Raw genomic sequence first — 26,471 nt, 5'->3', positions numbered from 1 at the left:
GCTGCTGCCAGATCGATTGTCCGGCAATCTGACGATGGTGCAGTCCGGTGCGTTAGTCTGGGTGCTGTCATCCTAAAATCATCGGGATGCTATCGACGGTTGCTCAGGTTGCGAGGGAAGGAGATCAGGAGTTATGGGAGCCAGATGCAAACAAGTTCTAGGTTCACCCCCCTCAAAATGGCGCATCGGTCGCTTTACCTTCGGGCTGTGTCTGTTTCTGAGCCTCTCTTTGGTGTTCCATGTCGCACTCCAGGCTCAGAGCGCCCCCGTGACTCAGGCTCAGGTGACTGAAATTCTGGATGGCACCCAGGTTTTTATCCAGGAAAAACAAGCTCAGCTTCATGATCAAGCCTCTTTGGGGCAGCGCGTCCGCACCGGGGATTCCAGAGCCCAGTTAACCTTTAACACTGGAGCGGTGGGTCGTCTTGCCAAGCGGTCTGTGCTCACGGTAGGCAAAACCTGTGCTCGACTCCAGCAGGGGGTGTTGTTGATTGATGGGGCGGTGCAGGGTTGTACCTCCTCGGTGATTGCTGGCGTCCACGGTACGACCTATGTGCTGGAAGTGGATGAAACAGGACAAGAGCAGGTCAAGGTGATCGAAGGCCAGGTGGTGGTGACCCGAATTGAGACACCGTTACCGGATGCAGACGGCCCTGAGTTGGCCCCAGGACAATCCCCTCCGGCTCCCTCTCCCCTAGCCACGCCATCCCCATCCCCGGAGAGTTCTCCTGGGACAGTGGAAGATAGCGGTGCCAATCAGGTGGTGTTGTCTGCGGGGGAGAAGGTCAATGTAGACCGTCAAGGCAGGTTGGGACTGATTCAGAAGTTAACAGAAGATGATTTTGTGAATTTGCTCACGGGGGCTTTGTTTGAAGGGTTTAGAGGGCAACTACCAGGAATTAGCCGCATTAAATCCAGCTTCGAGAGCTTATTCCCCGGAGGTCGCTTCCCCATTAGTATTCCTGGTCTCGATGGCTCAGGGTTCCCCAACCTGCCGATCAATATTCCCCGCCCCCGTCTGCCATTCTTCTAAACGCTGTTGCCAACTTTATGAATCCTGGATGGTGGAATCGCGATCGCGGTTGTTGGTCCCTCAATCCCCTGATCCTTAGCTATGGGTTGCTGGGTTTTTGGGCGCTAGCTGGGGCGATCGCCACGGGTCTCGATTGGGGCATTGCCCAATATCTGGAAGAGCAAGTACAAACCATTTTTTTGAAATCCGTGGCCCCGTTTCGCCGCCTCCGGAGATTGTGATTTTGGCGATCGATGAGCAATCCCTGACCCAGGGAGAGTTCTACACTGCTGAACCCCAGAAATACCCCTATCTACAACCCCTGCAATCCTTCCCCTGGGAACGACAAGCCTATGCCCAAGCCATTGACAAAATCATGGGGGCTGGAGCCCGGAGCGTATCCCTAGACTTAATCTTTTCTGGCCCTAGTAATTTTGGCCCTGGAGATGACCAGTCCCTTCAACAGGTGCTCGATCGCTACCCTGGACGGGTGACGATGGCAGCAGCCTATGAATCGTCCATGACCCCAGAAGGCCCGCTGTTAAGCCTGACACGTCCAATTTTTCAGACCCAATCCGTGGGCTTTCTCAACTATTTGCCCTCGATAGATGGCCGGATTCACAACCTGGGCAGTCAATATCAATCGGAGGTGATTTTTCCCCAGGGCTTGACCGACCCGATCCCAAGTTTTCCCCAGGCAACCCTCCAAGCAGCCCGAATGGTCTATCCCGCCCCTCGGGGCAGCGGCATTTTTTTCTATGGCCCCCGTGATACCTTTCAGCATCTGCCTTTTTTCCATGTCCTCGATCCCCAGCGGTGGCAACTGGATCTGAGCCATGGGCAATATTTCCGCGACAAGATTGTCCTCATTGGCCCCACCGCCCTCTCTCTTCAAGACAACCACCGGACGCCCTTTGCGGGGAATTGGCGCTATCCTAACCTGATGCCGGGAGTGGAGATCCATGCCAATGCGATCGCCACCCTCCTGGAGGGGCGAACCCTGGCTGCCGCTATTCCGGCGGCTCCTGAGCGAGGACTCCTCGTCTTGGTGGGCGTCGCGGCGGTGGGCGGATGCTTGAGTCTGCTGGGGAAACGGAGTGTCTCTCGATTATTCTGGGGACTAGGCTGTGGTCTCGCTTGGGGATTAGCAGGCTATCTCAGCTTCACGTGGGGCGGCTGGATCGTACCTACCGCAGTGCCCGTCTTGGCGATCGCCCTCGGTAGCTTCACTAGCTTCACCATCGGGGCGGTGAGTGACCAATTTGAAAAACTCCGGCTCCGCCGCACCCTCGAACGCTATGTTGCCACCCCCATTGTCCGGGAAATTCTCAGTCAGCCGGAGAATTTTCAATCCCTGTTGCAAGGGCGAAAGGTCAAAGCTGCGGTCTTATTCTGCGATATTCGTGGCTTTACGACTCTTTCCTACCACATGGCAGCGGAGCAATTGGTGTTCCAACTCAACACCTACCTGAATCGCATGGTGGAAGCCATTATTGAATCGGGGGGAACTCTGGACAAATTTATCGGCGATGCGGTCATGGCGGAGTTTGGTTCCCCTGTGTCCCGGGGAGAAACATTAGATGCCCATAACGCGATCGCAGCCGCCTTGAAGATGCGTCACGCCCTGATCCAGTTGCGGCAACAGTGGCGGGCCGCGGGTCAAATCCCGTTTTTTCATGGCATTGGCATCAGCTATGGAGAAGTGATCGCTGGGAATATCGGTTCCTTGCAACGGCTGGAATATACCGTCATTGGTGACTCCGTGAACGTAGCCAGTCGCGTTGAAGGCTTGACCAAAGAACTCAGCACCGACCTCTTGATTACCGAACCCCTGTACCTACTGGTGCAAGACGAGATTGAGGCATTGGATATGGGGGAGCATCCCCTGCGGGGGCGGGGAACTAGTATTCGCCTCTACAGTGTGCTGGGTTGGAAAGGAGAAGATCCGTCCCCCTACTATCAGATTCAATCCGATTACCGGCAGACCCAGGGTGAACTTAAACAGCGTCTTGCTACGCCAGTCATGACAAATTCACAACCTCCAGCTAATGCGGAAAATGTTGATAGCCCCGACCTAAACTCAGGCACTGAACCGGAAGGTGTCCTGTCGGATCAATCAGTGAAACCCCCGTGCCCGCAAGGATTTCACCAATGACGGCGGCTCCTGCACCCAGTTGGGTAACGAAGTGGTGGGCCACTGAGGCAGGGAGGCAGAGTACCAGTTCAAAGTCCTCGCCACCGTAAAGAGCCCACTCCATGGCTTGTTCAGGGGTGACCCACGGACACAGATCGGGGGGGATGGGGATGGCGAGGCGATCGAGGCAAGCTCCCACCCCACTGGCGCGACAGATTTGGAGAACGGCATCGGCCAGACCGTCACTACTGTCCATCCCGGCTACCATTGCCTGCCGTTCCGGGGCAGCAGCAGCCAGACTTCGCCATAGCAGGGGTAAGACATCGAGACGGGGAATGGGACGTTGATGGGCAGTGATCAACTGCGATCGCCGGGAGGCTGGTAAGGTTGCAGCGACATCGGGATGCAAGAGCAACTCTAGGCCAGCGCGGGCAGCTCCATGGACTCCGGTGACCACAATTGCATCCCCAATCTGTGCCTGGGAACGTCGAATCACCTGGGTTGGAGCCACGGTTCCAAAGGCGGTGATTGCCAGGGTGGTGACGCTGGAGCGACAAATGTCCCCACCGACAATGGGGGTATGATAGGGCTGAAGGCAGGCGGTTAGCCCCTGGTAGAGTTGCTCCAGCCAGGTGACGGGAAGGTGACCGGGGAGTCCCAGGCCAACGGTCATGCCCAAGGGGGTAGCTCCCATGGCTGCCAGATCGGACAAGTTGGCAGCGGCGGCACGCCAGCCAGCATCCCAAGGGGGAGTGGTATTCACCTCCGGGGTAGCAAGGCCAAGACTAAAATGTACCCCATCCACCAATAAATCCGTGGTCACTACCAGATCTTCACTGGGGGGAGTGGACAAGACGGCTGCGTCATCTCCCACCAGATCCGAGGGGCAGAATGCTTGCAATCGTTGCAGCAACAATTGCTCTCCCAGATCAGCCACTGTGACCGTAGATGGCTCAGGTGTCATCCCCGAAAATTACCATTTCCTGGATTGGACGGGGAGGTGCGGAGCTTGGGAAAGCGATAAACGGTCTGACCATTGCCATCTAGATCCAGGCAGCCCCCGAGGAGTTGTACTTGTTGATCGAGGTAGGTTTTGGCCTCGGTGGCATCAACCCCAGCCACAACGGTGAGTTGGATCAGGGAGAGACAGCCATTCTGCCGCACCAACAGTTCATAAAATGCCTGCTGCAACAGGCGCTGGCGCTGCTGACCCCGGAGTAAGTTCCAGGCCAGTAAGCCAATACAGCTGCTCAGCCCCATTGCCAGGATCAACTCCAGAATAGCCATCGGTTGAGTGAAAAAATCATTAAGAGATCGCGGGGAGGACGAGATTTTCAGTTCCCTGAACTACCTGAGCCGATTCGATGGTGTCTCCTGCACGGAGCTTCTCTAACACCTCTTTGCCTGCGACCACATAGCCAAAGACCGCGTAGCGACCATCCAAAAGGTTGAGCCCCGCTGGGGTCAATTCTGGTTCAAACAGGAAGAAGAAAAACTGGGAGGAACCGCCGTTGGGGTCATCACTCGGTCGGGCCAGCGCCACTGCCCCATAGGCGGAAAAGGGCAGCACTGGCTGCGCCAGATAGCGTCCTGCATCCTCAAGGGTGATGCCGTAGGTGGGTGTGGGATCTCCTTGCACCAAGATTTCCAGGGGAATGCTGCGGTACTGCTGAGTCGTTGGATCAATAAATCCTGCGGCAGCACCGGGGGGATCTCCGATTTGCAGTACATAGGACTCTTCCGCCCGCGTAAAGGCCAGACCGTTATAGAAGCCGCGCTGCACCAAATCCACAAAGTTGCCTGCGGTCACTGGAGCACTGTAGCCGTCCACTACCACGGTTAAGGAGCCTTTGTTAGTGGTGATATCAATGGTGGCGCGACCCTGTAGCTGAGGTAGATGGCGATATTCCGCTGGCACCTCACTGGGAGGCTTTTTCACCATAGCGGCTTCCAGATCCCCGACCAAGTTCAGCACTTCTGTCCGCTTTTGGGCAACTTGTTCCTTATCCTTGGTTTCCACTAGGGCTTGTAAGTCCGTCATCTGAGTTTTGAGGGCCGCCAGGGTGGCGGTGGCAGCAGGTTTGTGCTCCTCGGGAACGCTGGCTAACAATTCGGTGCCGCGATCGCTGAGAATTTGACTAGCTTTATTGACATCCCGACTCACCGCCCCCCAACGCTTAGAGGATCGGAGTTGGCTGGCAATATCTTCCAGATTGGCCTGTAACTCTCGCACCGCTGAATTATCAATGGGTAGGGCATACCGTAACAGGGCACTGCCATCGGTGATTGCATTGCCAGCGGGCAGGGCCACGGCTATTGGCATTCCCATCCCGGCGAACAATCCCAGATATAGAAGAGTACTCAGCAGAAGGGTGAGGCACCCCAGGGTAAAGCAGCGTTTCAATACGTGGATCATGAGAGTCAGCTCAACAGCGGCATGAGGTGAAAGCAATTCGGCATAGCGACTGGGAGCACCCGAGCAGCAATTCCCGGCCACTTTCATCTTGCCATTGATTGCCTCTCCTCTGGCTGAAATATGGGAATCCACTTGGGAGAGCGTCGGGAGATACGGAGGGAACCACGGAGGGGTACAATGGAGTGCCGACTGTACATTCCCCAGATTTATGATCTCCAGTAATGACTTTCGACCCGGCGTCAGTATTGAACTCGATGGCGGTGTCTGGCGGGTGGTGGAGTTTCTTCACGTCAAACCTGGAAAAGGTTCAGCCTTTGTGCGCACGAAATTAAAAAATGTCCAATCCGGCAGTGTTGTCGAGCGCACCTTCCGAGCTGGGGAAACAGTTCCCCAAGCTAACTTAGAAAAGAGCGTCATGCAGCACACCTACAAAGAAGGTGAGCAGTTTGTCTTCATGGATATGGAAACCTATGAAGAAGCCCCCCTAAGTGCTTCCGAGATTGGCGATCGCGTCAAGTATCTAAAAGAGGGGATGGAGGTGAATGTCATCCGCTGGGGGGCACAAGTTTTAGAGGTAGAATTACCAAATTCTGTAGTATTAGAAGTCACCCAGACCGATCCTGGCGTTAAGGGAGATACGGCCACGGGGGGCACCAAACCTGCCATTGTGGAAACGGGGGCTCAGGTGATGGTGCCGTTGTTCATTTCCATCGGTGAGCGGATCAAGGTTGATACCCGCACCGATACCTACCTGGGACGGGAATAAATCCCACACGCGATTGGCAAGATGCGAATCGCTCACCGCTTTAGTCAAGGGAGCTAGATCAACTGTGCCACTGGATTTCACTGAACTCCGCGAATTGCTGGCAGCTTTGAATCAAACTGACATCACAGAGCTGACGGTTAAAAGTGAGGATTTTGAGTTAACAATTCGCCGGGGATCACGGGGGAGTGACCTGCAATTATTGGAGACAACTCCGATGAACCCTGGAGCAGTCATGACTCCGGTCGTCCTCTCTGACCCTCCGACTCTGGTGCCCCTCCCTGCAGAGAGTCAGAATCCAGAGGGTGCTGCCGCGATCGCGGCAGCACCCCCCCCCACCCTCCCCGATCGCAAGCTGGTTGATGTCACCTCTCCCATGGTGGGGACGTTCTATCGCGCCCCAGCTCCTGAGGATCCTCCCTTTGTCGGCGTGGGTGATCGCATTCGTCTGGGGCAAACCGTCTGCATTATCGAAGCGATGAAGTTGATGAACGAACTGGAGGCCGAAGTCTCTGGGGAAGTGGTGGAAATCCTGGTGCAGAATGGGGAACCCGTGGAGTATGGACAAGCTTTAATGCGCGTTAGCCCTCACTAACAACCGCCAGGGGCACAGACCCCTCGGCTCGCGTCTTTGGCAAGATGATCTTGACCGTTGTTCCCTGGCTAAGGGTACTCTCCACCCGGATTTGACCGTGGTGGTTTTCCACAATTGCTTGGGCGATCGCCAATCCCAAGCCTGATCCAGTTCCCGTCGCCACGGTCCATGATCCGTCCCGACGAGTTCGGGCTGGATCAGCCCGGTAGAAACGATCAAAGATCTGGGGCAGGGCTTCCTCTGCAATTCCAATGCCAGTATCTTGGACTTTGATTTGCAGCCACTGCTGGGTCGTGCTGCGCCGGACTCCCTGTAAATCGACCTCAATCCTTCCCCCTACTGGGGTGTACTGAATGGCATTGCCGATCAGATTTGTGAACAGGCGAGCTAACTGATCCCGATCTCCTTGCACGACCCACCCCCCCTCACCGCCCAATGGCGATGGAGGTTGATCCGCTGTGTCTTCCCTGCCGGTGGGAGGGTGTACCGTCAGATTCAGAGAAATCTCTTGCGCTGCGGCCACCGTACTCTGTTCCTCTAGCACATCGGCAATCAAATCTTTCAAGGATAGAGATACCCAGCGGGACTGAACCATGCCGCTGTCTTGGCGAGCCAAAAACAAGAGATTGTCAACGAGGCGACCCAGGCGGCGGGTGAGCCGTTCAATCACCTCGAGTTGTTGGCGTTGTAATTGCAGCTCTGGGTCAGGATCGGCGAGGGCCACTTGGACGTTGGCTTGAATAATCGCAATTGGGTTCCGCAATTCATGGGAGGCATCCGCCGTGAACTGCTTCAGGCGCTGGTAGGACTCTCGCACTGGGGCGATCGCCAATCCTGAGAGAAACCAACCAATAGCTGCCACTGAGATCACCATCAGTCCCGTCCCGAAAACCAAATCCCACAAGAGTTCCCGGCTGGGCTTGGTGACTTCAAACCAGGGATGGCTGACCCGGAGATAGCCCAGTACCTGAGATCCGACCTGAACCTGTGACGTAATCTGGCGTAATAAATGACTACTGGATAGATTCACGGTTTTGGCTTGATCCTCTGCGACAAAGGGAATCCCTAACGGCTCTGCCAGGGTTGACCAGAGTAATTCACCGCTGGGACTAAACCATTCCAAGTCAATATGGTCATCTTCCGTCGCTTCAACATGATTGTTGTGGAAGCTAGCCTCCACATTTAGATACAAAGCCCCCCCCCTCTGAGTGGAAGTTCACTGGCTCAATCACCAGCGATCGCCGCACCACCTCTACGACATGGTTTAAGGTGTCATCCACCCGCTCCACCAGGGTACTATGCACATACCAGTACATGCCGCTGGCAAAAGCCAGTAGCAACACCGCAGTCACCATGGTGTACCAAAGTGCCAGCTGCCGCCGAGTGGTTTGAAACACGGTCAGCCCTTAGGGGTTAGAGTACATGGGCCGCAAGGAATTGTTGCCGTTGTTGGGGCCACCGAGTTTGGATAAAATCCATGACCGCTTCCGAAGGCATGGGTTTACTAAACAGATATCCCTGCGCCTCCTCACAACAGCGCGATCGCAGGAAAAAAAGCTGCTCCAGGGTCTCTACCCCTTCCACAACCACATTCATCTCTAGAGCCTGTCCCAGTGCCAGAATCGCAGTAATAATTTCTGACTCCTTAGAACTGGTGCGGAAGTCCCACAGGAAAGATTGATCCACCTTCAGGGTATCCAGGGGAAAGCTCTTCAAGTAGCTCAAGGACGAGTAACCCGTGCCAAAGTCATCCATCGACAGGCGGACACCCATCTGTCGCAGTTGCTGCATCACATCCCGCGTCATGCCCGAGTCTTGAATGGCAACGGACTCCGTAATCTCTAGATCTAAGCAAGCGGCGGGCAACCCTGTAGTCTGTAAAATTTGCTCAATGGTTCCCACTAGATTGGGTTGACGAAATTGGTTGACCGATAGATTGACCGCCGTACAGAGTGGCGGCAACCCAGCTTCCTGCCACATCATGTTTTGAGCACAGGTGTTTCGTAAGACCCATTCACCCACAGGGACAATCAGCCCGTTTTCTTCCATCAGAGGAATAAATACATTGGGTGATTGCAACCCTCGTTCGGGACTCTGCCAGCGCAGCAAGGCTTCTAGTCCAGTGACTTCCCAGGTACTTAAATTAATCTGTGGCTGATAGTAGATTAAAAACTCCTCTCGTTCCAAAGCATGGTACAGACTCTTTTCTAAGACAAAGAGATCAGAGGCTTCCTGGCTCATGGTCGCCGTATAAAACTGGAAATTATTACGTCCCAGCTCTTTCGCCCGATAGAGGGCGGTATCGGAGTGTTTAATCAGCGACTCAGCATCGGCAGCATCATTGGGATAGATCGAAATTCCCAGACTACCCGTGATGTAAAGCTCATGATTTTCAATGGCAAACAGCGGTTTCAACGTATCTAGAATTTTCTGAGCTGCCTTGGCAATTTCTTTAATTCCCTCTGCCTGAGCTAAACAGAAAACAAATTCATCTCCCCCCCAACGGGCGATGGTATCCCCGTCTCTCACAGATGTTTTGAGACGTTCCGCAACGGATTGTAGGAGTTGATCCCCAATGGTATGTCCCAGGGTATCATTAATCATTTTGAAACGGTCTAGATCCAGGAACAGAATAGCCAAGATCTCATCACTGCGCAGTAAATTGGCCAATAGCTGGGAGAGACGATCCGTAAATAGTAGTCGATTGGGCAACCCAGTGAGGGCATCATGCACCGCCTGGTACCGAATCTGATCTTCCGCCTGTCGCCGCTGAATTGCGCCGCTAATACTGGCGGCCATCGTCGATAGAATCGATTGTTCACTTTCTGACCAGCGACGTTCCAGGTGACAATCATTAAAACCAATAAATCCCCAACAGTGATCATGAATCAGAATTGGCTCAAGTAAAATAGCAAGAATCCCATCCTGAGCCAACACCAGTTGCTCTACCGTAGAAAGCTCTTGGGTCACACCTCGAATCGATTGACCTGCGACTAACGCTTCATACCAATGCATCAGGCCAACTGCGCTATAACTCTGATAGTGGGAGTGCAGCTTATGAATTGTGGGTTCTACGGATGCCCGATTCCATTCAAACCGAATACTTCTGGCAATTTCTCCAGTCTCGACCGATAATATGTGCTCATAGATATAAAGTCGGTCAACGTCAGCAGCTATCCCCAATGTGGTCAATGCTTCTGCGATCGCGGTCTCAAACACCGGATTAGTCAACAAGTGATTCGTTGCTTGGGCAACCGCCTGCAAAAGCCGATCCCGGTGGCGAATCTCCGCCTCCGAGCGCTTACGTTCAGTAATATCACTGATATAGCTCCGAATTAGGTCACTTTCAGAAATGTAGTGGACAAATTGCTCAAAGCATTCATTGCCAACGGTGATCTCTCGAACAAAGAAGCTTTTCTGTTGTTCGAGGGTAATTTCTAATAAATTTTGCAAGACCTGATGTTCTGACTCAGCCACCCGAATATCCGGGAATTTCTTGATTGCCGCTGGATTGAGATAGGTAATGGCTCCCGTTAAATCAATCTCAACAATCGGACTAGGAATTAACTCTGGAAAAGAGGCCAAACGAATAATTGCCGCCTCATTGTTCAAGCTATTCGCTTCTTCTGACAGAACTACCGTTTGGAATGGATCTAATGATTGGGTAGCGGTTAGAGCCGACAAATCTCCAATTTCCGAGTAAGTCTGGAACTCCTCATCGGTGAGGTTGGAAACAGTGAAGTAGGTGGCCTTTGCGACCCCCCCAAACTGAATCAGATCACCACGTTTCAGATCATGGGAAAAACAGCGCTTACCATTGACGACCACCCCATTTGTACTTCTCTTGCCTTGTAGGTTGCCATCAATGAGGCGAAATTGAAACAGTGCCGAGTCGGGAACTGGCATCCGCAACAGAATCGCATGCTGACGGGATACCTCCCTGGCATATATGACAATCGAGCTACTAGCATCTCGTCCCAAACTATAGGTGGCAGCTTCCAGAGAAACGACTCGCTCCCCTTTCCTGTCCTCTATCCAGAGAAAGTGACGGAGTAACTCTTGCTGCTCAGACTCTATCACGCCAATACACCCTCTTTTCTGATTTGATCCTACCTTTCAACCGAGGAGACGCTTCACCTTCGGTTGTATTGTATACAAATCAGTTTAAGTATTATCCGTTAAGGGAAATCATTAATTTTATAGTAGCCGTTCCAGAAAGTTTACGCAAACTGGTTGTTTCAGCCATCCCTCAGGGTTAGTTATCCCATTTTTAGATCGGAGAAGGCTGAAACCCCAGGCAATTCATTCATCCTTGGGCCTATCAAAGGTCGCCAGGGATGGTGACCTTTGATAGGCGATGGGCAGGCGTTAACCCAGATGGGCTTGAGTAGCAACCCCACCGTTAGTAGGCATCCTGTAACTCATAGAAATCAGGAGATACATAGTCTTTACGCAGCGGCCAGCCCACCCAATCTTCCGGCATCAGAATCCGCTTCAGGTTGGGATGTCCCTCATAGACAATACCGTACATATCATAGGACTCCCGCTCCTGCCAGTCCGCCGCCTTCCAAATCCAGTACACCGAAGCAACCCGTGGTTCCTCTCGGGGGATAAACACCTTGAGGCGCACTTCATCGGGACGGTCAGCACTATCGGTAACTTTTACGAGGTGATAGAAGCTGACGAGTGCTTCACCGGGGCCGCAGTCATAGGCTCCTTGACATTGGAGGTAGTTGAAACCATAGGCATAGAGCGCAGTGGCAATGGGGATCAAAAAATCCCGATCGACATAGATCATCTCGATTCCCAGATGATCAACTCCCAATGCTTGGTTATCAAAACCATTCTCGGTCAACCAGCGGGACACTTTACCAGCTTCTACAAGGGGAGCATTTTCAGACGCTACTACATCAGTCACGGGTAACCTCCAAAGTTTCAGCCACCTGCAAGTCGGCAGATGATAACGGTAGACCTACGGCGGCTGCTAATTCCTGAGACGGTGCTTGTCGGGATAAAGCTTGCAAATATTCTCCCGTTAAAATTGGGGGCACGACCTTCATTTGATGGGGAATACTGTAGAAGCGATGGGCTTGTCCCATCCCCCCTTGCTCTTGCAGGGAGTCGTTGGCAATTTTCTTGCGCAGTTTGATAATGGCATCAATAATGGCTTCCGGTCGAGGGGGACAACCTGGCAAATACACATCGACAGGAATCAGCTTATCCACTCCCCGCACTGCGGTTGGGGAATCCATACTGAACATCCCACCGGTAATGGTACAAGCCCCCATGGCAATGACGTACTTGGGATCGGGCATCTGCTCATAGAGGCGAACCAGAGCCGGAGCCATCTTCATCGTGATCGTACCTGCGGTGATAATTAAATCAGCCTGACGAGGACTGGAACGGGGAATCAAGCCAAAGCGGTCAAAGTCAAACCGAGAACCGATCAAGGCTGCAAACTCAATAAAGCAGCAAGCAGTACCGTACAACAATGGCCACAGACTGGAAAGCCGAGCCCAGTTGTACAGATCATCAACTGTTGTCAAAATTACATTCTCAGACAAGTCTTGGGTAATCTGAGGTCGCCCAACTGGGTTTAGAATTGACTCTCCAGTCAGGGAATTGGCAGGGCTAGGTTGAGGATTCATGACCATTCCAAGGCTCCTTTTCGCCAAGCATAAACCAGGGCAACAACTAAAATTGCGATAAAGATCAGAGCTTCAATGAATGCCAGCAATCCCAGTCGATGGAATGCAACCGCCCAGGGATAGAGAAAGACTGTTTCAACGTCAAAGACGACGAAAACCAGTGCAAACATATAGTAGCGAATATTGAACTGAATCCAGGCTCCCCCGATGGGTTCCATACCAGATTCATAGGTGGTGCGCCGCTCAGGGCCACGGCGTTGGGGTCGCAGGAGTCGGGATGCAGTCAGAGCCAGGGCTGGAACCAGGCTGCAAACCAGGAAAAAACCTAAGAAGTACTCGTAACCACTGAGGACAAACACGATGGATGACGACCCTTAAGAATTACGACACATTTTCGCTTATTATACGGGGTTTGAGAAGGGTTGCCAGGGGAGGTTGCTTTTTTTGTCTTGTAGGTGTCGCTGATCCTGAAAAAATTTGTCCGTCGTTTTGACGGATTGAGAATCGAGGATAGCAGCGCTTGGCTGAGTTGTCTTGCCAGTCGCTTGCCGAAGTTGGATTCTCAACTGGTCATGGATCTGTTGCCAGATGCCTAATCTCTGCCAATGTCGTAGATAGTTATAGACCGATTGCCAGGGTGGAAAGTCGCCTGGCAACCCTCGCCAAGTACAGCCCTCTCGTTGCACGTAAAATATGGCATTAACAATTTCACGAAAGTCAACTTCTCTCGGATGGCCAATTGCGGATTCAGCAGGGGAAAAGGGTTCTATCACCTTCCACTCGGCATCAGTTAAGTCGCTGGGATACTCTTTGCGAAGCATCTTGTTAGAGTTGAGTGCTGATTTCAGCTTCACTCACAAGGTTTGCTTCTAAGAGGATGTTTTAAAAGTCTTTCAGGGTGTGTTTCACCACCCTAGCTACCTAGAAGCTAATACGAGAGAATCAGGGTTACAGGGTTTGCGATCGCGCCTCTGAGTTGTATTTGAGGCTAAAGCCTACCCTTTTAAAACATCCTCTAAGCTTGCAACTTCTTCTTTCTTTGGAAACAGACTCTTAACCGGACAATGCCCTAAAGCACAGGCTGTTGGATAATGACCTCTGTCAACAGCTCAAAACACCGTCCCTTAAAATGGCTTTAGCATAAGTCCTGAACCGGTATCAAACCCGAAGACATGAGAAGAAAAATTACGGTTAGCTCATACAGAAGTGCCAAAAAACTTAGAACTTACCTAAAGCCTAGCCTAATAGTATTAAAAGTATTAAAAACTGGTATCAAACACTATATTTAGAGATTTTTGGTTCTAAATATAGTGTTTGATTTACCTAAGCCTCGACTATCTCTACCCAACTAATAGGTAGAGACTTAGTCTATTTAACTGAGGCCTTTGCCCCGGCTTCTTCCAGCTGTTTCTTGATATCTTCAGCTTCTGGCTTTGCAACCGCTTCCTTGACTGCCTTAGGAGCTGCTTCCACCAAATCTTTGGCTTCTTTCAACCCGAGACCTGTTAGGGCACGAACAACTTTGAGGATTGGAATTTTCTTGTCAGCAGGAACTTCATCCAGGATCACACTGAACTCAGTTTGTTCTTCGACTTCCTCAGCCGGTGCAGCGGCAGCTCCTGGAGCTGCCATCATCATCATTCCCCCTGCTGGTGCAGCGGCACTGACACCGAAAGCTTCTTCAATTTGCTTCACTAATTCAGCCGCTTCGAGCAGCGTTAGTGTTTTTAACTGTTCCAGAATTTGATCAGTTGCAGCAGACATGGATTAACTCCTAAATAAATGTAAAATCACTCAACAAAACTAAGCAGCGTCTTTCTCGGAAACTGCTTGGATGCCCCTTGCCACGGATGCCGGAACTTCCTTGATCCCAACTGCGATCTTGGTTGCCAATGCATTGAGTGCTCCTGCAACCTGTGCAATCAGTTGCTCACGAGATGGTAAATCTGCGATCGCTTTGATATCGGTTTCTTTCAAGACGCGACCATCCATGACCCCACCGCGAAGTTCCGTCTTCTTAGTGACTTTTTGGAAGTCTTGGTAAGCTTTTATGGCTCCACTAATATCGTCTTTAACGAGCAGAAACGCAGATGAGCCAGACAGCAGCGCGGTCATTGATTGCCACTTGGTATCCCCATCTACAGCAATACCCATCAAGGTATTTTTCGTCACTTTACAGATAGTGCCGCTCGGACGAAGACGTCGTCGTAAATCGGTAATTTCTGCAACGGACAGACCTTGATATTCGATCACCATCGCCAGCTGAGACTGACTGAGGACATCCTTCAGCTCCGCCACGATCTCTTGCTTATCTACTAATGTTCTTCCCACTTATCTTCACCTCCTTAAATTGGGTTAATGCATTAAACATGAACACTTGGTACAGACCGAATCTAGCCAGACGAAAAAACCCCGGTGGATCACCGAGGTTTTGAAAGCCTTACAACAAACCCTGTTGCGATCCCATCGCAAATCAGTGGGTAAATTGTCGGTAAACCTCGGCAGGAAATTAAGCGCTGGACGCCTGCTGTCTCTGGCTTTACAGTTGCAATTACGGTCTTAATTAGAAAATGAAGTCATTCCTCCTAAATTATCTCCAGCCTGGATCAAGCCACGTCCCCAAGTTTGAGATCTCGGAGGGCGTTGATATCGACTTCAATCGATGGCCCCATCGTGGAACTGACATAAACACTACGCCAGTAGCGACCCTTAGCACCGGAAGGGCGGTTGCGATCGATGGTTTCCTGCAACGCCTTCAAGTTCACCAATAAATCCTCTATTGGGAACGATGCTTTACCAAACAAGACATGAACAATACCAGTCCGATCTGCTCTGAATTCTAACTTCCCAGCTTTAAAATCAGCGATCGCTTGCGGCAAGTCAAAGGTCACGGTTCCCCCCTTAGGGGACGGCATTAACCCCCTTGGCCCTAGAAGTCGCCCCAGCTTTGCTACCTGCGGCATCATATCTGGGGTAGCAATCAGCAGGTCAAAGTCCATGCGCCCTTTCTGGATCTCGTCAATTAGTTCTTCCGACCCCGCAATATCCGCACCTGAAATGGTTGCTTCATTCACTTTCTCACCACGGGCAATGACGGCAACTCGAATCGTTTGTCCAGTCCCTTTCGGGAGGGCAACAGTGGTTCGGAGCTGTTGGTCAGCATATTTAGGATCAATGCCTAGACGAATATGAGCCTCTGCGGATTCAGGAAATTTAGCCGTGGCTGTTTCCTTGAGTAAACTGAGCGCTTCTATGGGAATATAAACTCGATCTTCAACCTTTTGGCTAAGTTCTCGAAGTCGGCGGGACTGTTTTTTCATCGTTATCTCCAGGGGTAATAACGAAGCGATGCTTCTCCCCCAATAAGGTTGACAAAATATACAACTGTTACAAGTTTATCTTGGTGCCAGGGGACAAAGTGTCTTAGTCCACAACGGTGACACCCATGTTGCGCGCTGTACCTTCCACTATTTTTTCCGCAGCATCAATGTCATTGGCATTGAGATCTGGCATTTTAGTTTGAGCAATTTCTCGCAATTGATTACGGGTGATTTTACCCACCTTCTTTTTGTTAGGCTCCCCTGAACCCCGTTCCACGCCAGCCGCCTTACGAATTAAGACTGAGGCAGGGGGTGTCTTGAGTACAAAGGTGAAACTCCGATCCTCAAAGACCGAGATTTCGACTGGAATTACCATCCCCACCTGATCGGCAGTGCGGGCATTATATTCCTTGCAGAACATCATGATGTTGACACCATGCTGCCCAAGGGCAGGCCCCACAGGGGGAGCAGGGTTTGCCTTCCCTGCTGGGAGGGCAAGTTTAATCATCGCAACAACTTTCTTAGCCATCGATTACGTTACTCAGGTACTGACTGCTAGCTCTGTTTTTGAACCTGGTTGAACTCCAGCTCTACGGGCGTATCTCGTCCAAAGATAGAAAGAAGAGCCTTCAATTTGCTCCGCTCCGGACTGACTTCAATAACTTCACCTTCAAAGTCTTTAAAGGGTCCAGAAAGCACAAGAATTTTATCCCCCGCAGCCATATCAATTTTGACAACGGTTTTTTGTTCTTGAGCTTGCTTAAAGATCCGCTCCACCTCGGCATTATTCAAAGGCATTGGCTTAACGTGACCACGACCACGACCGTAACGTCGCTTTTGTTCGGCTCCGACAAAGTTGATCACATTTGGTGTGTTTTTAATCACCTGCCAGGTTTCGTCGTCCATTACCATGCGGATCAGAACATAGCCAGGAAAGACTTTCTCCTCCAGACTCTGACGACTGCCATCTTTACGAACTTTGACCGCAGGGGTCTGAGGAATTTCCACTTGGAAGATGCGGTTCGCAACATCCAAGGTTTGAGCTCGTTGCTCTAGGTTGGTTTTCACCCGTTTCTCACACCCAGAAGCAACCTGCACAGCATACCACTGAGCAGACTCAACTGTTGTAGCTACGTCGTCTCCTACTGCAGCTAAATTGTGTGGCTCTTCGGAGGTAAATGTCATCCAAACACCCGTCCCGCTATCCAGGAAAACAAGTTGTCAACCAGATAAATCAAGGTTGCCGAGAGAACAACCATCAGCACCACTGCAACAGACTCACTAATGAGCTGCTGCCGACTCGGCCAAACGACCTTATCCAATTCCTCTTTGGTGTCTTGGAAAAAGCCTGTTAGGCTGAATCCCTGCTTAGGTTGCTGCACCTCTGCATCATCTTTCTTGGCCACGGCTTTGACTGTCCAGCGATAAGGATTGCAGCGCGCCCTGGAGGACTTGAACCCCCGACATCAGGTTTTGGAGACCTGCGTTCTACCAACTGAACTAAGAGCGCACAAGATCTACAAGATCACTTTTCCTAGTCTAGCACTGAGCAGACATTCTGGAATCGTAATTCTGTTTCACCAAATACTTCAGTGATTAGAGTGGACGGTCAAAACGCTGCTTCAGACGCGTTGCCTTACCAACGCGATCTCGCAGGTAATAGAGCTTAGCGCGACGAACCTTACTACGGCGAAGGATCTTAATGCTTTCAATTTGCGGTGAGTGAACAAGAAAAACCCGCTCTACCCCCACTCCCTGAAAAACCCGGCGTACCGTGATCGTCGCATTGATACTCGTATTTCGCTTAGCGATCACCACCCCTTCGTAGGGCTGGGTACGCTCTTTACCCCCTTCCTGAATGATGACACCCACTTTAACAGTGTCACCAATCTGAATGTCGGGCAGATTTGATTTCATCTGCTCCGCTTCTATGGAGCGGATTAGTTCCTGGGCATTCATGGCTTTTAAAAACTCACGGCCTACTATCGTAGCGCGATAGTAGTTATAAAGTCCAGACTTAACGGGACATCTCCTTGGAAGCATCTACAAGCTAGTCAAGTGAATCACCTAGGGGTTTCACGGCGACTGCCAACCTAGCGCTGATGAAAGCGGCGCTTACGGCGACGGGCGATCGCCTTGCGTTTGCGTTTCTCAATCGGAGTCTCAAAGTGACGAACCCGCTTCACATCTGAGAGAATCCCCGCCTTAGAAACTTGTCGCTTAAAGCGCCGCAGAACTGACTCAATACCTTCGTTCTCGCCGACAGTCACCTGAGCCATAAATAAGTCACTCCTGAATGCGGGTAAGGTGTTGAGTGACTTAAGTCACTCAACAAAGCTACAGTGGGTGGCCTGATACCACACTGTGCTGACAGAGGAAGTTAAGAACTAAAGTTTTAGTAGCGGCGAGAAAAGCTATTGCTGCTACCGGTTCTCCGTCCACCGCCCCCCATGCCACCAGGACTCCTCTCTTCACGAGGCCGAGCTTTGTTCACCTTCAGATCCCGTCCCATCCACTCTGCGCCATCCAGCGCCTCAATAGCAGCGGTTTCTTGAGCTTCCGTTTCCATTTCTACAAAGCCAAACCCACGAGGACGGCCTGTTTCCCGATCTGTGGGAAGCTGAACACGCTTGACGGTGCCATACTCCGAGAAGATATCGCTGATATCCTGCTGCGTAACGCTGAAGGACAGATTGCCCACGTAAATCGACATTGATCTTTCTCTCCGAAATTTAAGTGTAGAGATTTAGATTCGGAGAAGTGCCTGCTTGATGTAAGAGAAACAAACTGTCAACCGAATTTAATGCTCAATTTTACTCTAGCACAAGTCTTTCGTGTGGGAACGGTCGATACCAGAGCGCACGCAGGTTGTAATGATGGCGGCTCGGAGCAGCTTTACCCAAACAAGGTGTATCATAACCAACTCCTTTAATCTTACCGATATCACCGAGGTAAAATTTCCAATTGATGGCTTTCCGTCCGATGCTGCTTTGTATAGAGTAGATTGACCTGTGCGGTGAGCAGCAAGCTTATCGTCGTTGCCACCGTAATCAACGGCATCATGGTGGTGTGAGAAATTACATTCAAGACAATAATCAAGCCCATGGGTGTCTTGAGGATGGCGACGCTCAGAGCGGCCATGGTGCAGATCATGCCAACCGTGGGAGGGATTTGCGGCAACATCAAGCTAACGGCCATGCCAACGGTTGCCCCCATAAAAAACAACGGGAAAAGAATCCCACCGCGAAAGCCAGAATGCACACTAATGCTCAGGGTCACCATCTTTGCGAGGGCAATCAGCAACAGTAGACCGCTCCCCAATCGCTCCCCGAGATCGATAATGGTCTGAATTTGGCGTTCGCCATAGAACAAGGTCAAAGGCAGCACGGTGGCAATCAGCCCAATTGCCAGACCTCCCAACGTTGTAAGGATGACAGGGTGCTGCGTGAGTGGTTGTACCCACTTCCCCAGGGTTTGAAAGATCCAACTGAATAAAATCGCCGTTCCCGCCCCAATAGCGCCTAACAAGATAGCGTACAACAGATGCTCTATCTGAAGTTCAGGATAATGGGGAAATTCGTACAACCCCCCAATGGTCAGTCCCGTACACAGGCGAAAGATGGCGAAGCCACCGATGGCAGCAATCAAGGTCGGAATTAGCGCTTCGTAGTACTCCAGCCCCCAGCGATGGGGAATTTCCAAGGCCAGCAGAGTGCTCCCCAGGGGCGTGCCAAAAAAGGCACCAAAGGCAGCACTCATGCCACAAAGGGTGAAGACTCGGGTCGCGGCAACTGATAGTTTCAGGCGATCGGCCAGCCACGTCCCGAAACCACCATTGATATCCACGAGGGGGGCTTCGGGGCCAGCACTACTGCCAAAGGTCAGGGAGAGGAGGGAGGCCACAATCATACCGGGGGTTTGCCGATAGTCAACGCGCCCCTCGGCATGGATTTCAGCAATACACCCCCGCAGTCCGCCACTGGGTGCCCCTAAATAGTGAACGGCTAAACCCACAAGCAATCCCCCTAGTGTGGTGAGGGGCCAGACAAATTCATTGAAGGTAGACCAAGAGGGATAGTCAATGCGATTGGGGAGGGTTTTCCAGACCCACTGAAAGCCTAGCTCCAGAGTCCAGTAATAGGCAGCTGATAGAAAACCGACGGTGATCCCAATTCCTGCTGCGTAGAACAACAGCTGGGGATAGGACATCGGGCAGTGTTCTGGCTCTTGACGCATTGTCCCCCAAACACTTCAGATAACTTTTTCTACCCCTAACGATACTGCCAGGTGAGGACGCCGCCCAGTTCAACTTTCTACCGATCCCAGTCATCTTTGGGGTCGGAGGTGGGATTTAGCGTTAAAATTCTGGATAAATCTGCCCAAAATCCCCCCGGAGAGGATTGAGTTTTACCCTGAAGCCCAGTTTACTGATCGTGAGACGTGCCAGACAGGACTTCGCAAGGGCGATCGCAGCAAATGTTCATCATCAATCTAGGTTTGCAAGGGCACAGTTGGGGGATAGCGCTCTGGCAGGGAATGCTTCGGTCTTTCCTGGCGATGCACATTCCCGATGGTTTTTTGAACTTACCAGTGACCCTGATCACCTGGTTACTGACCATCAGCTTCATGGCACTGGCATTGAAACGAGTTCAGAAGCAGTACCAGCAGCGAGCGGTTCCCCTCATGGGTGTTTGTGCCGCCTTCATCTTTGCTACTCAGATGATCAATTTCCCCATCCCTGGAGGAACTTCCGGCCATCTATTGGGGGGAACCCTGGCAGGGATTCTCCTCGGGCCGTGGGCAGGCTCCTTGGTGATGGCGGTGGTGTTTATGGTTCAGGCTGTCTTATTTCAGGATGGGGGACTGACTGTATTGGGAGCCAACATTGTCAATATGGGTTTAATAGGTACCTTTGGGGGTTACTACCTCTATAAAGCCATTCGCTGGGCCTTGGGTCGTGACCAGTGGTGGGCCATGGCAACGGCAACATTGATCGCCGCTTGGACGAGTGTGGTTGTAGCCTCTCTGATCTGCGCCGTAGAACTTGGGCTGTCTGGTACCGTGCCGATGACTGTCGCGATCGCAGCCATGGCTTTCTGGCACACGCTGATTGGTCTGGGGGGAGGCACTGATCACCCTGGCCGCCATCAGCTTTATTTGGCAGACCCGTCCTGAGTTACTTTACGACCCACCTGCTACTGCCACCCGTCGGCTTTCCCCTCGTTAGAATTATAGAAGTTTCAACCTGGGAGGATTTATGCGTCGCCATCGCTTAGGACTCAGCAATCGGAACTTGGTCATGGTCGGGCTTGGAACCGCGCTGGGGATTGCAGTGCTGCTCTCGCCCTTTGCCAGTTCTAATCCAGACGGTCTGGATCGGGTGTCCCAGGATCACGGTTTTGACCGGAAAGCATTGGCGACGACCCCTGCCCAACAACTCCCTTTTCATCGCATTTTTGATCAGTACACACTGCGAGGTGTGCCAGCGGGGGTTGCTACGCCCCTGGCAGGTTTGATCGGCACCCTCTTGACCTTTGGTCTTGCATGGGGCATTGGCAAACTGGCGGTTCGGGGAACCCAGAATCCAGATATTGCATCTCCCTCGTCCTCTGAACCTCCCCCCCAATAACCCTGAACTATGCTGCTGCACATTGCGACCCTGCGTCTGGACATAGATGGTCAGCAGAATACACACTGGCATCGCCTCGCCCCCCAAACTCGACTCTTCTGCGCCCTGTTGCTGGTCTTTGCAACTGCACTGACACCCAATGGTCATTGGTGGACATGGGGGATCTACGGTTTAGCCGTTATGGGGGTCATTCAACTGACTCAGGTAACCCTCTCGGTGTTGTTGCAGCGCGTCGCGATCGAGTTGACCTTTGTAGGCACTGTACTCCTGGGAACCCTCTTCCGAGGTCGGGGGAGACGTGGTTTGGCAGTGGGGATGGTTGCAAGTGACCACCACAGGACTCGTGGTCTTAGGCAGCGTCACCCTCAAGGCACTGTTATCCTTGCTGATATTAAATATTCTGATGTTGACCACCTCAGTTCCGGCGCTGTTGCAAGCCCTGGTGGTGTTGAAAATGCCGTTGCTCTTGCAGGCGATTTTAGCGGCGATGTATCGCTACATCAGTGTTTTGACGGCTGAAGTCAAAGCCATGAAACAGGCAGCGATCGCCCGGAATTTACTAGCAACTCGCCGCTTGCAGCGCCGTGTTCTAGGGAACATGATCGGTGCTTTGTTTATTCGCACCTACGAACGGGGGGTAGAGAGTGCATCTAGCCATGCAAGCGCGGGGGTATACAGGGCAACTGCCCATGGAAATCCCAGCGATCCCAGGACACACGGATCGCTGGGCATTGGTCGTGACGATCAGCCTCGTGGTGCTAGGTCAAGTGCTTCACCCCCTTCTCCCAAGTTGATCCCCGGCCCATGCATCATTCCCCGATTTCAATTCGCCAACTGAGTTACAGCTATGGCGATGGCACTCCAGCGCTTCAGGAAATTAACCTGGCGATTAAAGCCGGAGAGCGGGTGGCACTAGTGGGGGCGAATGGCTCCGGCAAATCGACCTTGTTGCTGCATCTCAATGGCATCATCTTGCCGCAGCAGGGTGAAATTGTTGTCGGAGACTGGGAAATTGTGCCCCAGCATTTGCGGGTGATTCGCAACTTCGTCGGCTTGGTGTTCCAGAATCCGGATGATCAGATTTTTATGCCGACGGTCTGGGAAGATATTACCTTTGGGTTGCTAAATCAGGGCCTCCAAGGCAAGACCCTGAAGGAGCGAGCCCTCCAAGCCATGGTGGCGGTTGGTCTCAACCCCGACACCTATGGCCCACGATTAGCGAACCATCTCTCCGGCGGCGAGAAGAAGCGGGTGGCGATCGCGGGGGTGTTAGCCATGCAACCCCAGATTTTAGTACTCGATGAACCCTCTGCCCAGCTTGATCCCCGTTCTCGGCGACAGTTGATCCAACTGCTACAGAATTTGCCCCTCACCCTCTTGGTGGCCACCCATGATCTAGACTTGGCACTGGAACTGTGCGATCGCACCATTGTTCTCAGCGAAGGTCAGGTAGTTTATGACGGACTCACCACAGCGGTCATGGGTGAGGCTACTTTTCTCGCCCAACATTCCCTGGAGACACCGTTGAGCTATAGTCGTCCATACTGTCAACTCGATCATGCCCCGGTGCCCCCCCGGGTATTGATCCCCATCCCCCAGGAGTCAGAACTCAGACAAGCAATGAACCGACGACACTGGATGGTTTGGTTGAGTCTTGGCTGCTGGCTCTGTCTGGGAGCCTTGATCCTGTACGGATGGCTCTCGATTCCTGTCTGGAGTTTTTTGATGCAATCTCCCCCCTTCCCCTCCCTGACCCAGGGCGTGCAGCACAGCCGCTTGCCGAATGGTCTTACGGTGCTGACGAAAGAAGTCCACACTGCTCCGGTTGTCACGGTACAGGTTTGGTATCAAGTAGGGTCCCAGCATGAACCCCGCGGCTGGAATGGCATCTCCCACCAATTGGAGCATTTGTTATTTAAAGGTACCCGCAATCGGCCGATTCAGTTTGGGCGACTGTTTAGTGCCCTGGGCAGTGATTCCAATGCCTTTACTAGTTACGATCAAACCGCCTATTTTGGCACCGTTGAACGCACCCAGCTCCGAACCCTACTAGTGTTGGAGGCAGATCGGATGCAACATACCTTGATTGACTCGGAACGACTGGCCAGTGAGCAGCGAGTGGTGATTTCAGAGTTACAAGGCTACGAAAATGATCCGGCCTATCGCTTGGATCGCAAGGTCATGGCGGCTGTGTTTCCGGAACTGACCTACGGGTTGCCTGTGGGGGGAACCCAGTCAGACGTGGAGGGTTTTACCGTGGCGCAGGTGGAGGCATATTACCGTACTCACTACCGACCGGAGAATGCTGTCCTGGTGATTGTGGGGGATTTCGCCAACGCCCCCACCCTGAAAGCGGTGACGGAGATTTTTGGCTCCATCCCCAATCTGCCTCAGCCACAGGTTACAACTCCCAGCCCCGCCACCGTTCCAACCCAGCCGCCGTCAGCGATTCATCTACAAGAACCGGGCAGTGCCGCTCTCCTAGAAGTTGTTTATCCCTTGCCCAATATCCACCATCCAGATATCCCTGCCCTCCATATTTTAGATTTAATTTTGACGGAAGGTCGGAACTCTCGCCTGGAACAGTCATTGGTGGAATCGGGTCTGGCTAGTCAGATTAGCAGCTATCCGGCCAATTTAGCGGGGGTGGGCTGGTACCAGTTCACGGCGATCGCGGCACCGGGGCATTCCCTCGCTCGCCTCGATCAGGTGCTCCAGCAATCCCTGGCCAAGGTACAAAACCATGGGGTGACACCCACAGAAGTGCAACGGGCGCAACGGCAATTAAAAGCGGCGATGGTGCTTTGGAACCGGGATATCACCAGTCAGGCCATGCAGTTGGGCAATGACCAAACCACCGCAGGAGATTACCGCTTTAGCGATCGCTACCTGCAAGCCATTGCTCAAGTCAGTGCAGACGATGTCCAGCGGGTGGCCAAAATCTACCTCCATCCCCAGCGCCGAACCCTGGGCTACTTTGAACCCACTCACCCCAATGGTGACCCCGAGATCAACCTCAGCAACCGAACCCAAACCCAAGAGAACTTTAGTGTCGGTGCCCCTGTGGATGCGGCGGCGGTATCTCAATATTTACCCACCTTGATAGACATCACCCCAGAGCTACCCCAGCCATTACCCACGATCTTGACCCTAACCAATGGGTTACAGATCCTAATGCTGCGTGATGCCAGCACTCCCACCGTCACCTTGAGTGGCTTCATTCGGGCCGGCAGCGAGTTTGACCCAATGGCGAAGGCTGGACTCGCCCAGCTAACCGCCGAGAATCTCCTCAATGGCACCCCCGACAAAGATGCGCTGACCCTCGATCAAATACTGGCAGATCGAGGCACCAGTCTGGAGTTCAACACCTATCGGGAAGGGGTGGTCATCACGGGGAATGCCCTGAATACGGATCTGCCGATCCTTGTGGCCGTCTTAGCAGCAGTGCTACGACAGCCCAGTTTCCCCGTCACCGAACTAGAACTGAGCCGCCAACAAGCCTTGACCAGTCTGAAGATGGCTCTGGATGATCCGGCTCAACTCGCACGGCGGTTATTTCAGCAAGGGGTTTATCCCATGGGTCACCCGTGGCATCAGTTCCCTACATCAAACAGTCTCCGAGCCATCACTCGATCCGATTTAGTCAATTTTCACCAGCGCCACTATCGTCCCGATACGGTCGTTCTTTGCCTCGTGGGAGATTTTGAGATTACCAGCCTGGGATCGCACCTAGCTGAGGAATTTGACCCCTGGCCAACCAGTCCTCGTCAACCATCGCTGACCTATCCAAGGGTGACCTTGCCGCCGCACACCACCACCTTGGATCAAGCCCTTGCCGGCAAAGCCCAAGCCTTCACCTACCTGGGACATCCAGGCATCGACCGCCAAGATCCCCACTTTTATGCCGCGCTGGTGCTGAATCAGATCCTCGGGGGGGGATACCCTCGCCAGTCGTCTGGGGACAGAGGTGCGCGATCGCCAGGGCTTAACCTATGGGATTTATAGCTATTTCCAACCCGGTATCCAAGCGGGGCCTTTTGTGGTAGAGATGCAGACAGCCCCCGAACATACCTCAGCGGCGATCGCCGCAACCATTACCCTGCTGCAAGACCTCCGCCATCGCGGTGTCACCCCCACCGAACTGCAAACCGCTCAGCGCTCGATCTGCCGCAGCTATCCAGTAGAATTGGCAAATCCGGATTCCCTCACCCACACCCTGCTCATGAATCAGGTTTACGGATTGCCGCTGACAGAAATTCAGCAGTTTCCTCAACAAGTCCAGGCCGTAACCTTGGCCGACATCTATCAAGCCGCCAGAGACTTACTACACCCCGATCAATTGGTGGTTGTCACGGCTGGTCCTCGCAATCCCTAGCCTTCACCTTCACGTTAGTAGGGTGGTCATTCATCCCTTGGAGGACTTGTGTATGTTATCCTTCACCGTTTTATTGTTCTCCCGCCGCTGGATTCGCCGTCTGTCCTGGCTGGTCATCGGCATCATCCTCTGGTTTTGCCTGATCTCAACCCCCGTGGCCTTTGCTGCCTCCCCCCAAGAAACCACCGATCTGGCGCAACAACCGTTTACGGAGGTGGCAATTCGCTTGGGAAATTCCGCCAATGAATTCCGGTTTTTTCCCAGTCAGCTCACATTTACCGCTGGCAAACGCTACAAGCTTCTGCTCACTAATCCTAGTTCCCAAAAGCATTACTTCACAGCTAAAGACTTTGCTGACAGCATCTGGAATCAGAAAGTTGAGGCAGGGAATGTTGAAATTAAAGGAGCTATCCACGAAGTCGAACTGAAGCCTGCTGCCACCGCTGCCTGGTTTTTTGTGCCGATCAAATCAGGAACCTATGAGCTGTACTGCTCAGTTCCCGGCCATGCGGCAGCAGGCATGACGGGCACCCTAACAGTGTCTTCTTCAGGACAAGTTTAAGCGGCCAAGGCACCAGT

At 52.4% G+C, this 26,471-nt stretch carries 27 protein-coding genes, 1 tRNA gene, 3 pseudogenes and 1 other annotated feature; of the genes and pseudogenes, 11 read left to right on the top strand and 20 right to left on the bottom strand.

Going from position 1 to position 26,471, the window contains the following annotated elements; translation table 11 throughout:
* Positions 1 to 133 precede the first annotated feature (133 nt).
* The 3 genes from DO97_RS15470 to DO97_RS15465 are packed head-to-tail and all read left to right on the top strand — an operon-like array spanning position 134 to position 3,167.
* The gene (locus DO97_RS15470) at positions 134 to 1,033 is read left to right on the top strand and encodes a FecR family protein (protein ID WP_036535071.1); all 900 of its coding nucleotides are present in this window, start codon (positions 134 to 136) and stop codon (positions 1,031 to 1,033) included.
* 17 nt (positions 1,034 to 1,050) lie between these two features.
* Positions 1,051 to 1,254 carry a hypothetical protein gene (locus DO97_RS24040; RefSeq protein ID WP_052128814.1) on the top strand — a complete coding sequence of 68 codons (204 nt, stop codon included), beginning with the start codon at positions 1,051 to 1,053 and terminating at the stop codon, positions 1,252 to 1,254.
* Between the two features lie 2 nt (positions 1,255 to 1,256).
* Complete coding sequence (locus tag DO97_RS15465; protein WP_156120611.1) at positions 1,257 to 3,167, top strand: adenylate/guanylate cyclase domain-containing protein; 1,911 nt, start codon at positions 1,257 to 1,259, stop codon at positions 3,165 to 3,167.
* Here the strand turns inward: DO97_RS15465 and thiL are convergent.
* Genes thiL through DO97_RS15450 form a run of 3 tightly spaced genes read right to left on the bottom strand, consistent with a single transcriptional unit; the run spans position 3,058 to position 5,562 of the window.
* Positions 3,058 to 4,110, bottom strand: a complete 1,053-nt coding sequence (thiL, locus tag DO97_RS15460; protein ID WP_036535068.1) for a thiamine-phosphate kinase — start codon at positions 4,108 to 4,110, stop codon at positions 3,058 to 3,060. The two genes, DO97_RS15465 and thiL, sit on opposite strands and share 110 nt — an antisense overlap.
* Positions 4,107 to 4,433: a hypothetical protein gene (locus DO97_RS15455; protein ID WP_052128812.1), complete on the bottom strand. Its 327-nt coding sequence runs from the start codon at positions 4,431 to 4,433 to the stop codon at positions 4,107 to 4,109. The genes thiL and DO97_RS15455 overlap by 4 nt, the downstream gene beginning before the upstream one ends.
* Before the next feature lie 19 nt (positions 4,434 to 4,452).
* On the bottom strand, positions 4,453 to 5,562 hold the full coding sequence (locus DO97_RS15450; protein ID WP_036535139.1) for a peptidylprolyl isomerase: 1,110 nt from the start codon (positions 5,560 to 5,562) through the stop codon (positions 4,453 to 4,455).
* A gap of 208 nt (positions 5,563 to 5,770) precedes the next feature.
* Between DO97_RS15450 and efp the strand changes: the two genes are divergently transcribed.
* Both efp and accB read left to right on the top strand, forming a co-directional pair.
* A complete protein-coding gene (gene efp / locus DO97_RS15445) occupies positions 5,771 to 6,328 on the top strand; it encodes an elongation factor P (protein ID WP_036535066.1) in 558 nt (185 codons plus the stop codon).
* 64 nt (positions 6,329 to 6,392) lie between these two features.
* Positions 6,393 to 6,920, top strand: coding sequence for an acetyl-CoA carboxylase biotin carboxyl carrier protein (accB, locus tag DO97_RS15440; RefSeq protein WP_036535064.1), 528 nt, complete (start codon positions 6,393 to 6,395; stop codon positions 6,918 to 6,920).
* On the opposite strand, the pseudogene DO97_RS26855 reads toward accB, so the two are convergent.
* The 17 genes and pseudogenes from DO97_RS26855 to DO97_RS15355 form a co-directional block, all read right to left on the bottom strand.
* Positions 6,907 to 8,317: pseudogene (locus DO97_RS26855) on the bottom strand (sensor histidine kinase). The gene accB and the pseudogene DO97_RS26855 sit on opposite strands and share 14 nt — an antisense overlap.
* A gap of 16 nt (positions 8,318 to 8,333) precedes the next feature.
* Complete coding sequence (locus DO97_RS15430; RefSeq protein ID WP_081980780.1) at positions 8,334 to 11,000, bottom strand: EAL domain-containing protein; 2,667 nt, start codon at positions 10,998 to 11,000, stop codon at positions 8,334 to 8,336.
* Between the two features lie 322 nt (positions 11,001 to 11,322).
* Entirely contained in the window at positions 11,323 to 11,838 is a 516-nt protein-coding gene (locus DO97_RS15425) for an NAD(P)H-quinone oxidoreductase subunit J (protein WP_036535062.1), read from the bottom strand.
* Positions 11,831 to 12,574 carry an NADH dehydrogenase subunit K gene (locus DO97_RS15420; RefSeq protein WP_036535061.1) on the bottom strand — a complete coding sequence of 248 codons (744 nt, stop codon included), beginning with the start codon at positions 12,572 to 12,574 and terminating at the stop codon, positions 11,831 to 11,833. Before DO97_RS15420 ends, DO97_RS15425 begins: the two co-directional genes overlap by 8 nt.
* The gene (gene ndhC, locus DO97_RS15415; protein ID WP_036535059.1) at positions 12,565 to 12,927 is read right to left on the bottom strand and encodes a photosynthetic/respiratory NAD(P)H-quinone oxidoreductase subunit C; all 363 of its coding nucleotides are present in this window, start codon (positions 12,925 to 12,927) and stop codon (positions 12,565 to 12,567) included. Before ndhC ends, DO97_RS15420 begins: the two co-directional genes overlap by 10 nt.
* Before the next feature lie 42 nt (positions 12,928 to 12,969).
* Complete coding sequence (locus DO97_RS15410) at positions 12,970 to 13,389, bottom strand: IS5 family transposase (RefSeq protein WP_072016470.1); 420 nt, start codon at positions 13,387 to 13,389, stop codon at positions 12,970 to 12,972.
* Between the two features lie 547 nt (positions 13,390 to 13,936).
* A complete protein-coding gene (gene rplL / locus DO97_RS15405; protein WP_036535056.1) occupies positions 13,937 to 14,332 on the bottom strand; it encodes a 50S ribosomal protein L7/L12 in 396 nt (131 codons plus the stop codon).
* Between the two features lie 39 nt (positions 14,333 to 14,371).
* Complete coding sequence (gene rplJ / locus DO97_RS15400; RefSeq protein WP_036535053.1) at positions 14,372 to 14,899, bottom strand: 50S ribosomal protein L10; 528 nt, start codon at positions 14,897 to 14,899, stop codon at positions 14,372 to 14,374.
* Positions 14,900 to 14,962: 63 nt separating this feature from the next.
* Positions 14,963 to 15,123: a sequence feature (ribosomal protein L10 leader region), on the bottom strand.
* Positions 15,124 to 15,174: 51 nt separating this feature from the next.
* Positions 15,175 to 15,888: a 50S ribosomal protein L1 gene (rplA, locus tag DO97_RS15395; RefSeq protein ID WP_036535051.1), complete on the bottom strand. Its 714-nt coding sequence runs from the start codon at positions 15,886 to 15,888 to the stop codon at positions 15,175 to 15,177.
* 103 nt (positions 15,889 to 15,991) lie between these two features.
* Complete coding sequence (rplK, locus tag DO97_RS15390; protein ID WP_036535048.1) at positions 15,992 to 16,417, bottom strand: 50S ribosomal protein L11; 426 nt, start codon at positions 16,415 to 16,417, stop codon at positions 15,992 to 15,994.
* 26 nt (positions 16,418 to 16,443) lie between these two features.
* Complete coding sequence (gene nusG / locus DO97_RS15385; protein WP_036535046.1) at positions 16,444 to 17,073, bottom strand: transcription termination/antitermination protein NusG; 630 nt, start codon at positions 17,071 to 17,073, stop codon at positions 16,444 to 16,446.
* The gene (gene secE, locus DO97_RS15380; protein ID WP_036535131.1) at positions 17,070 to 17,294 is read right to left on the bottom strand and encodes a preprotein translocase subunit SecE; all 225 of its coding nucleotides are present in this window, start codon (positions 17,292 to 17,294) and stop codon (positions 17,070 to 17,072) included. Before secE ends, nusG begins: the two co-directional genes overlap by 4 nt.
* Before the next feature lie 31 nt (positions 17,295 to 17,325).
* Positions 17,326 to 17,398 (bottom strand) — tRNA-Trp (locus tag DO97_RS15375).
* Between the two features lie 86 nt (positions 17,399 to 17,484).
* Positions 17,485 to 17,847, bottom strand: coding sequence for a 50S ribosomal protein L19 (gene rplS, locus DO97_RS15370; protein WP_036535043.1), 363 nt, complete (start codon positions 17,845 to 17,847; stop codon positions 17,485 to 17,487).
* Between the two features lie 134 nt (positions 17,848 to 17,981).
* Complete coding sequence (gene rpsU, locus DO97_RS15365) at positions 17,982 to 18,167, bottom strand: 30S ribosomal protein S21 (protein WP_036535042.1); 186 nt, start codon at positions 18,165 to 18,167, stop codon at positions 17,982 to 17,984.
* 116 nt (positions 18,168 to 18,283) lie between these two features.
* On the bottom strand, positions 18,284 to 18,601 hold the full coding sequence (locus DO97_RS15360) for an RNA recognition motif domain-containing protein (RefSeq protein WP_036535039.1): 318 nt from the start codon (positions 18,599 to 18,601) through the stop codon (positions 18,284 to 18,286).
* A gap of 230 nt (positions 18,602 to 18,831) precedes the next feature.
* Complete coding sequence (locus tag DO97_RS15355; protein ID WP_036535037.1) at positions 18,832 to 20,124, bottom strand: chloride channel protein; 1,293 nt, start codon at positions 20,122 to 20,124, stop codon at positions 18,832 to 18,834.
* Between the two features lie 300 nt (positions 20,125 to 20,424).
* On the opposite strand from DO97_RS15355, the pseudogene DO97_RS15350 reads away from it, so the two are divergent.
* From DO97_RS15350 to DO97_RS15330, 6 genes and pseudogenes are all read left to right on the top strand, one after another.
* Positions 20,425 to 21,115, top strand: a pseudogene (locus tag DO97_RS15350) (energy-coupling factor ABC transporter permease).
* 30 nt (positions 21,116 to 21,145) lie between these two features.
* Complete coding sequence (locus tag DO97_RS15345) at positions 21,146 to 21,517, top strand: PDGLE domain-containing protein (RefSeq protein ID WP_036535035.1); 372 nt, start codon at positions 21,146 to 21,148, stop codon at positions 21,515 to 21,517.
* Positions 21,518 to 21,529: 12 nt separating this feature from the next.
* Positions 21,530 to 22,311 (top strand): annotated as a pseudogene (gene cbiQ / locus DO97_RS31365) (cobalt ECF transporter T component CbiQ).
* 10 nt (positions 22,312 to 22,321) lie between these two features.
* Complete coding sequence (locus tag DO97_RS15335; RefSeq protein WP_239651780.1) at positions 22,322 to 25,522, top strand: insulinase family protein; 3,201 nt, start codon at positions 22,322 to 22,324, stop codon at positions 25,520 to 25,522.
* Positions 25,485 to 25,892: a M16 family metallopeptidase gene (locus DO97_RS26835; RefSeq protein WP_239651779.1), complete on the top strand. Its 408-nt coding sequence runs from the start codon at positions 25,485 to 25,487 to the stop codon at positions 25,890 to 25,892. The genes DO97_RS15335 and DO97_RS26835 overlap by 38 nt, the downstream gene beginning before the upstream one ends.
* A gap of 52 nt (positions 25,893 to 25,944) precedes the next feature.
* Complete coding sequence (locus tag DO97_RS15330; RefSeq protein WP_193365088.1) at positions 25,945 to 26,454, top strand: plastocyanin/azurin family copper-binding protein; 510 nt, start codon at positions 25,945 to 25,947, stop codon at positions 26,452 to 26,454.
* Positions 26,455 to 26,471: the final 17 nt, after the last annotated feature.

Origin of the sequence: Neosynechococcus sphagnicola sy1, from assembly GCF_000775285.1 — a bacterium.
Lineage (GTDB): Bacteria > Cyanobacteriota > Cyanobacteriia > Neosynechococcales > Neosynechococcaceae > Neosynechococcus > Neosynechococcus sphagnicola.
This window is presented reverse-complemented; position numbering and strand designations above follow the sequence as displayed.